Origin of the sequence: Litoreibacter arenae DSM 19593, assembly GCF_000442275.2 — a bacterium.
GTDB lineage: Bacteria > Pseudomonadota > Alphaproteobacteria > Rhodobacterales > Rhodobacteraceae > Litoreibacter > Litoreibacter arenae.
Map to the genome: position 1 here is coordinate 79,252 of NZ_KE557307.1, position 7,850 is coordinate 87,101.

The following is a 7,850-nucleotide window of genomic DNA, read 5'->3' on the forward strand; positions in this document are numbered from 1 at the left end:
TGAAGGAGAGCCTCCCATGACCCACCCCGTCAAAGGTATCGACCATTGTTTTAGCCTTGTCGCCGATCTTGATGCCGCCGCCGGACAGTTCGCGGCCCTTGGTTTCACGCTGTCCCCGCGCGGTATGCACTCCGAGGCCAAGGGGTCGGCCAACTACACGATCATGTTCCCCGACGACTATTACGAGCTTCTGGGCCTTTTGCGCCCGACCCCGCTGAACACGGCGCGCTACAAGACGCTAGAGGACCAAGGCGAAGGCCTGCACGCCATCGCCTGCCGCATCGACGACGCCCGCGCAGCGGAAGTCGCATTGGGAGAGCTGGGGATCGCGACCCAGAACCTCAGCGATTTCGAGCGCCCCGTGGACCTGCCCGATGGCAGCAAAGGGGTCGCTGCGTTTTCTACCCTAAGTTTCGCGCCTGAAGAGGTTCCGCTGGGCACCATGTTCATGTGCCAGCATCGCAGCCGCGACACCGTCTGGCTGCCCGACCTGCTGGACCACCCCAATACCGCCCGCGGACTGGCAGGTATCGTCGCGCGCAGCGACACGCCGGAGGCGGACGCAAAAGCCTTCGCCCGCCTCTGGGCGGATGGCGCAGTGCAACCGACCGAGGGTGGCGCGATCGTGTCGACGGGATCGAACTCTGCCCCGCTAACCTTGCTCTCGCCCGATGCGTTTAACCAGCGCTATACGGGTCTGGACACAAACGCCCTGCCCCGCGGGGCGTTTGGCGTCTTGCAGGTGAACGTCGGAGACGAAGACACATTGTTGTCGGTGCTCGACCGTGCCAATGTCCCAACCACCCGCACATCGCGCGGCGTGGCTGTCGGGCCGGCACATGCCGCCGGCACGATTGTCGAATTCATCCCCGTATGAGCGCGCCGAAACCCCGCCGCACGGGGGCCAAACCGGCAGAGCACATGAGCTTCGACGCGCTGGACCGCCGGATCCTGAATATCATTCAGGACAACAGCGACACGCCAGTCAGCGCCATCGCCGAGGCGATCGGCCTGACCGCCACCCCCTGCTGGCGGCGGATCAAACGGATGGAGGAAGCGGGTCTGATCACCAAGCGCGTTGCCCTCGTCGATCAGGCGCTGGCGAATGTGCCGATGACCATTTTCATCGGCCTCAGCGCACCACGCCACGAAATGGACTGGATCAACAGATTCCGCGCCCTGATCGACGATATTCCCGAGATCGTCGAGGCCTACCGCCTGACCGGCACTGTGGATTATATCCTGAAGCTGGCCGTGCCTGATGTCGCCACCTATGACGCCGTCTACAAGCGCATGATCGAGAACCTCGATTTCACGCGGGTCAACGCCATGATCTCGATGGAGGAAATGAAGTTTACCACGGCCATTCCGACTGACTACCTCTGATCGCCTTGCTTCCATGCGCACGAGGACTGACCTTTGCCCCAGTCGTCTTCGACCGAAGTGCAGGCCAAAGTGTCGTCGGTGGCGTGCAATCCCAGATGTAGTTAGAGTTTTTTCGCCCGAATCCCGTTCCCGCATCATTGACTTACGCTAAGAACAGAAAAAGACGCCACAAGCCGTAACAATCGGATGGCAGCAAGAGCAGAGATGGCACGGAAACAAGAGCGCATCGACCGTTTGGTCGACGAACAGACGGAGCGGTTATCGGCGCAGCTACAGCCGCACAGGGGAGTGGGAAAAACAACGGGCGAGAACCTTCCTCAACTTGTAATTCAGTTATACTGTCGCTATATACCGTCAGAATGACCGAAGGATAGCAGCGTATGCAGATTACGAACTTCGCAGAAGGTGGACAGTTCGAACCGCGAAAGATCGCTGCGGCGTTGCGCACCTCCGCTGAGGAGATCGCCTTGACGGTGGGCCTTGGCAAGGACGCCTTGCAACGGCGGGCTCGTATCGGGTCGGACAAGACACAGCGCCGCCTGCGCGAGCTGGTCGAGGTGCTGAACAAGGTCGAGCCGCGCTTTGGTTCTGAACTGATGGCCTATGCGTGGTACCGCTCGGAGCCCCTGCCCGGCTTTGATGGCCGGACTGCCATGCAGCTCGTGCAGGAGGGCAAAGCACAGCAGGTTCTGGAATACATCGACGCAGTCGACGCGGGCGTCTTCGCCTGATGCCTCTGACGGATGGGCGCTATACGGGCCCTCTCTACCGCGCCCTGAACCCGGTCTATGCGCGCGAGCCTCTCTCCGGACGTGGCGCCGACCTCTATGGCGGGCGCTTCAACACAAAGGGCACCCCTGCGCTCTACACCGCGCTTGATCCCGCCACGGCGCTTCGGGAAGCCAACCAGGTCGGAAGTCTACAGCCCACAATTCTGGTGTCCTACGCCGCCGACCTCGGCCCGGTTTTCGACACCCGCGACGAAGGCGCACTAGAACAGTACAGCATGACTGCGGCCTTGCTTGCCGACCCTGCGTGGCGCACGAGGATGCTCGACGGCCAAGCGGTTCCAACGCAGGATTTCGCCCGCAGCCTCATCGGCGATGGGTTTGCCGGACTTCTCATCAGGAGTTTTGCGAAGGGCGCGGCGGCATCAGACTTCAACATCGTGTTGTGGAACTGGACCGGCGACGGCTGCACCCTTTCTGTCGTGGACGATGAAGATCGGCTCTCACGGTTGTGAACTGCCAAGCCAGACCTTTCAACGGGGTCGGAAGCTCTGACGGAAGCAGAGGAACCGTGTCATAGCGGCATGGTCACTCCAGACCGGATTGCTGCGCCAATAGGTCTGGACTTTGTCCGTGACGATCGTGACCGACCGGTGGCGCCTGATCCGCTCAATGGCATTCTTGAACAAGGCCTTGGCTGCCTTCGCATCGCGCCGCGCGGTCAGTCGGACTCTACCGTGTGACCATTCGCCAATCTACGCAGTTAACGCAACAGTCCCCCACGCAGGCCACATGACCACGGTTTGGCGGCTGGTAGTCCAATTCAGTCCTGCACCAAACCCGAGGACCAATCAGCCAGCATCTCGATCTGCTCGTCCGACAGCGGCTTCGCTGCTTTGCGCATCAATTCGGCCCTCTCGCCCCGACCCGACCCCGTTTGCCGTCTCGCCACAGGTGCAGTTGCGTTTCCAGATAGGCGCGGCTTTGCTCCGCAATCACCTAATCCTTCCCCTTTGAAGTGGTCCGCCCCTATAGTTAGGAAATGAACCGCGCCGGGTTTGCCGGAGGCTGATTGATCTTAGTTACGCGGCCATGTCTGATCTTTCCAGAGCCGCATAGAAGTTTGCCTCGGCTTCTGCAGGCGGGATGTTTCCGATGGGTTCCAGCAGGCGGCGATTGTTGAACCAGTCTACCCATTCTAGTGTGGCGTATTCGACTGCATCGAAACTACGCCACGGGCCGCGTCTGTGAATGACTTCCGCTTTGAACGGGCCGTTGATCGTTTCGGCCAGGGCATTGTCGTAGCTGTCTCCCACGCTGCCAACTGACGGCTCGATCCCGGCCTCGGCCAAGCACTCTGTGTAGCGGATAGACAAATACTGCGATCCGCGATCCGAATGATGCACCAAGCCATTCGCTGGTTGCCGCTGGTGAACAGCTTGCTCAAGAGCATCCAGCACGAACCCAGCATGCGCCATCCTGCTGACCCGCCAGCCAACGATCCGGCGAGCGAAGACATCGATAACGAATGCAACGTAGACAAAACCCTGCCATGTCGCGACATAGGTAAAGTCGCTCACCCACAGGACATTCGGCGCAGGTGCTTTGAACTGACGGTTCACTTTGTCCAGCGGGCACGGCTGGGACTTGTCCGGGATTGTGGTCTTAAGCTTCTTGCCTCGAATGACACCTTCAATCCCCATGTCCTTCATCAGCCGCGCCACCGTGCAGCGGGCGACATCGATGCCTTCCCGGCGCATCTGGTGCCAGACCTTGCGCACGCCGTAGACCTTGTAGTTCTGTTCCCAGACCCGCTCAATCTCTGGCCACAACACCTCGTCCCGCTTTGCCCGATCTGACAACAGATCGGGGTTCGCTTGCTTGGCCAAGTGATCGTAGAACGTGGATGGGGCAATCGGCAGGTGTTTGCAGATCGGCTCGACCCCGATGGCGTTGCGGTGTTCCTCAATGAAAGCGATCATGTCCTGGACCGGCGGTCGAGCTCCGCCTGAGCAAAATACGCGGATGCCTTGCGCAGGATCTCATTGGCCTGCTTCAACTCGCGGTTCTCGCGTTCCAAAGCCTTCATCTTCTCTGCCATCTCGGTCGTGATACCGGCTCGCTCACCCCGATCAACCTCGGTCTTCTTGACCCATTCGTTCAGTGTCTGAGGTGCACAGCCGATCTTCGACGAAATTGACAAGATCGCCGACCAGCGGCTCTCATGCTGCCCTGCGTTGTCCAGAACCATGCGAACAGCGCGTTCGCGGACTTCGGGGGAATATTTGTTCGTTGTCTTGCTCATGATGCTCCATCCTACTCAAGAGTTGGAGCCTCCGGCAAACCCGGCGCGGTTCATAGCGAAGGATCAAGGATGGAAAACAAGCGACACAAACCGGAAGAGATTGTCACGAAGTTGCGGCAGGTTGAGGTGCTGTGTGGGCACGGAATGCCGCGCGTAGATGCAATCCGTCAGGTGCAGATAACAGAGCAGACGGTCTACCGCTGGCGGAAGTAATATGGCGGCACAGGAAGCAAGCAACTGAAGGAACTCAAACGGCTCCAGAAGGAGAATGATCGGCTGCGTCGAGCGGTATCGGACCTGACGTTGGACAAGTTGATCCTGTCCGAGGCCGCACGGGGAAACTACTGAGACTGTCACGTCGTCGGGCTTGCATTGGTCACATTCGCAACGAGATGCGGCTGTCTGAGCGGCGGGTCTGCCGTGTTCTGGGTCAGCACCGATCTACGCAGAGGCGGTTGCCAGTTGGACGTGCTGGCGAAGACCGCCTGGTTGCGGACATGATCGAGCTGACGCGCTAATATGGTGGATACGGGAATCGCCGGATTGGCGCAATACCGAGGGATGCAGGTTGGCTGGTAAACGACAAGCGTGTCGAGCGCCTGCGGCGACGTGAGGGGCTCAAAGTACCCATGAAACAGACGAAGAAAGGACGGCTCTGGCTGAACGATGGCTCCTGTGTTGGGCTCCGGCCCGAGAGTCCGTACATATCTACACAAAGCTGAACTGAATTGCACGGCTGAAGGTTACTAAACCTCGATTTACTTGACAGAACCCAGAATCCTACTTTTCCCCAAGAAATGGTCTAGGTCGGCCTGGCAACGCCTTTGCAATTGCTCAGAGTCGTTCCGCGTCTTTTTAATGATCTCTGCTGGGGTAACGGCCTTTCCAGAGGTACTCTTCGACCAAGAGCGCCTCGCCAGAAAGCCAAAACGGAATTCAGGTACTATTAAACGGATGATAGCGCCACGATGGCAATCTTGGTTGTTATTAGTCACTTCAAATACCCCCAGGTAAAAAAGTAGAGCGCGTGCTTTCAGAAACTGCCATGGATGTGTCGAAGGTTATATCTGTCTTCCTTCGCCTGCCCACTTTCTCAGTAGTTGATCCGAAGGTGGATCGCTGCCCGAGATCCTATTGGCGTTCCTGTTTTCGTTGCCCCTTTGATTGACGTTGCAAAGGTATGTCGGTTCGAGGTCCCGAAGAGTTCAAACTCAGTAACTATTTTTTAACGAAACCGGGCCTCTACTCGTCCTCTTGAGGTTCTCGGCAACTTCAGAAAACTGGATAACCCACTTTAAAATAACAAGAATTGGCAAATTGTTTCGGAAATACCTGCATCAACAACATTGGTTGATTTCGAAGGCTTTCTCAGCCTTGGAAACGATGGAAGGGCGTGGTGTACTCGCCACAATCAGATAACAAAGCGCTATTCTGATGGGATACCCTTGTTGCTACGTTGCTACGAGCGCGTGCCGCGACTATGTTCACAAGAAAACTTGTCGTCTTTTCAATGGGAAACAAGTAGTTATGCACCTTTGGCAAGGGTACAATGATTCGATTGAATAGACTTCTCAGTTCTGGGATCAGATGGCCGATCTAGATTACAACCGTCTGATTGAGCAGATAGCTCAAGGTGATCGTGTGGCGTTCTCTGAATTCTACACAGCGTTCGAGCGCGCCCTCTACGGATTTATTCGACGAAGATTGAACGATCCGTTCGAGTCCGCCGACATACTCCATGATGTGTTTATAGAAGTCTGGCGTGGCGCCGAGCGTTTTGAAGGACGTTCGACAGTCAAAAGCTGGGTCTTCGGGATCGCGTATAGGAAAATAATGGATAACCATAGAAGAACTGGCAAGCTAAGTTACACAGACCAGCTACCGGAAACAGTATCCGACGAGGCCGATGGCGAGGCATGCTTGCTGGCCGCTCAGGAAAGCACCCACGTGCGTGCGTGCATCGATTCCTTGAAGGAGGACCACCGCAGCGCCATAGAACTCGCGTTTTTTGCCGACATGACTTACAAGGAGATAAGCGCGGCTACTGATGTTCCGGAGGGGACTGTGAAGACCCGAATTTATCACGCTAAGCAGCTTTTGATGCACTGTCTTTCTGGCAGAATGGAAGCGAAAGATGCATGATGGCCGATAATTTGGACAACCAGATCGAAATCGAGTCCTTGCTTCCGTTTTATTTGAACGGAACGCTCGACGAGAATGAACAAGCGCGCGTCGAAGACGCTTTGCGCACCAATGCCGAACTGCGTATGGAAATTGAAGCATTGCGGCAGGTCCGTGCGAACATGCATGCAAGCGTCAGTGAGCATTCTCCGGGCGAGTTCGGACTCGCGCGCTTGATGCGGGACATTGACAAAGAACACCGTAGTTCGCCTTTCCGGCCGGCGCTAAGCACCCTGCTGGCCGCTTCCATTGTCGCTGCTGCCGTTATATTCGTCGGGGTCTCGTTCGTTTTTCGGGACGATGAGGGATACAAGCAGGCATCGGGAGATTCGCGAACACAGCAGTTTACTGTGGCCTTTCGTCCGGACGCATCAGAACGTGAAATCTCTGAATTGCTAATGGAGTATGGGCTTGGTATCATAGAAGGCCCTTCTGCGGTTGGTCTTTATCGCCTCGCTTCGAGGTCCGAGAGTGATTTCGAGTTATTGTTGTCAGAACTGAGGAAACGGGTCGACGTAGTTGAGAGTATTCAGCTGGAGTAGAAATGCGTAGCAAAGGGATTGCATTTGCGACGATAGCAATTATTGCAGCGCCTGCCGCAGCAAAGGCTCAGGAATGTCTACTTCCCGGCGCAATAGTGAGCATGCCGCGACCGTTGTTCTTGAGTGAATCCGACCCAGCGTTGGTGGTGGCATTTCCGGGTGCAAGGACCCGAGTTCGTGTTCTGGAATCGTTAGATGACGAACTCCGTTTCCAGATGCCTCTCACCGGCGTTCCCCATGGAGCATCCTTCAGCCTCTTCAGCGTTCCTTTTTCACTGGTCGCCCTTTCAGCGAGCAGTGGCACATCGACCTCTGTCGTCGAACCGCAAGCGACCTTCGCGCCACCAACCCTCGCGCCGACAACACCTGTACCAGCTGCGCCCATAGCCACCGTATTACCATCTAATCCTAGCCCTTTTGGCTGGTTGTCAGAATTCTTGGGTGGCTCCGGCTCCGATGGTGTTGGAGACACCGGTGGCTCCGGCTCGGATGGTGGTGGCGACACTGGCGGCTCCGGAACCGATGATGGCGGTGACATCGGCGGTTCCGGCTCCGATGATGGCGGCGATACTGGCGACTCAGGCTCCGACGATGGTGGCGACACCGGCGGTTCCGGCTCGGATGGTGGTGGCGACACCGGCGGCTCAGGCTCGGATGATAGCGGCGACACTGGTGACTCAGGCTCCGACGATGGTGGCGACACCGGCG

The 7,850-nt window shown here is 57.3% G+C and carries 9 protein-coding genes, 2 pseudogenes and 1 other annotated feature; of the genes and pseudogenes, 8 read left to right on the plus strand and 3 right to left on the minus strand.

Annotated features, from left to right (window positions below; all coding sequences use genetic code 11):
- Positions 1-16 precede the first annotated feature (16 nt).
- From THALAR_RS07620 to THALAR_RS07635, 4 genes are all read left to right on the plus strand, one after another.
- On the plus strand, positions 17-877 hold the full coding sequence (locus THALAR_RS07620; protein WP_021100940.1) for a VOC family protein: 861 nt from the start codon (positions 17-19) through the stop codon (positions 875-877).
- Positions 874-1,386, plus strand: a complete 513-nt coding sequence (locus THALAR_RS07625) for an Lrp/AsnC family transcriptional regulator (RefSeq protein WP_021100941.1) — start codon at positions 874-876, stop codon at positions 1,384-1,386. The genes THALAR_RS07620 and THALAR_RS07625 overlap by 4 nt, the downstream gene beginning before the upstream one ends.
- A gap of 380 nt (positions 1,387-1,766) precedes the next feature.
- On the plus strand, positions 1,767-2,117 hold the full coding sequence (locus THALAR_RS07630) for an MbcA/ParS/Xre antitoxin family protein (protein WP_021100942.1): 351 nt from the start codon (positions 1,767-1,769) through the stop codon (positions 2,115-2,117).
- Positions 2,117-2,629: an RES family NAD+ phosphorylase gene (locus THALAR_RS07635; protein ID WP_021100943.1), complete on the plus strand. Its 513-nt coding sequence runs from the start codon at positions 2,117-2,119 to the stop codon at positions 2,627-2,629. Before THALAR_RS07630 ends, THALAR_RS07635 begins: the two co-directional genes overlap by 1 nt.
- A 27-nt stretch (positions 2,630-2,656) precedes the next feature.
- On the opposite strand, the pseudogene THALAR_RS18385 reads toward THALAR_RS07635, so the two are convergent.
- The 3 genes and pseudogenes from THALAR_RS18385 to THALAR_RS07640 all read right to left on the minus strand — a co-directional run.
- A pseudogene (locus tag THALAR_RS18385) lies at positions 2,657-2,842 on the minus strand (DDE-type integrase/transposase/recombinase); the annotation flags it as partial.
- A gap of 95 nt (positions 2,843-2,937) precedes the next feature.
- Entirely contained in the window at positions 2,938-3,066 is a 129-nt protein-coding gene (locus THALAR_RS18940) for a hypothetical protein (RefSeq protein ID WP_021100944.1), read from the minus strand.
- 130 nt (positions 3,067-3,196) lie between these two features.
- A protein-coding gene (locus tag THALAR_RS07640; RefSeq protein ID WP_154666775.1) for an IS3 family transposase occupies positions 3,197-4,419 on the minus strand; the annotation gives its coding sequence in 2 pieces (ribosomal slippage) (positions 3,197-4,131 and positions 4,131-4,419; 1,224 coding nt in all).
- Positions 4,022-4,138: a sequence feature (AL1L pseudoknot), on the minus strand. (Overlaps the previous gene by 117 nt.)
- A gap of 69 nt (positions 4,420-4,488) precedes the next feature.
- Here THALAR_RS07640 and THALAR_RS18090 point away from each other — a divergent pair.
- The 4 genes and pseudogenes from THALAR_RS18090 to THALAR_RS07665 form a co-directional block, all read left to right on the plus strand.
- Positions 4,489-5,114, plus strand: a pseudogene (locus THALAR_RS18090) (transposase); the annotation flags it as partial.
- Positions 5,115-6,006: 892 nt separating this feature from the next.
- Positions 6,007-6,561: an RNA polymerase sigma factor gene (locus THALAR_RS07655; RefSeq protein WP_021100948.1), complete on the plus strand. Its 555-nt coding sequence runs from the start codon at positions 6,007-6,009 to the stop codon at positions 6,559-6,561.
- Entirely contained in the window at positions 6,561-7,142 is a 582-nt protein-coding gene (locus tag THALAR_RS07660) for an anti-sigma factor family protein (RefSeq protein ID WP_040817997.1), read from the plus strand. Before THALAR_RS07655 ends, THALAR_RS07660 begins: the two co-directional genes overlap by 1 nt.
- Before the next feature lie 425 nt (positions 7,143-7,567).
- On the plus strand, positions 7,568-7,850 hold a 283-nt coding region (locus THALAR_RS07665; RefSeq protein ID WP_211264789.1), incomplete at its 3' end, for a hypothetical protein.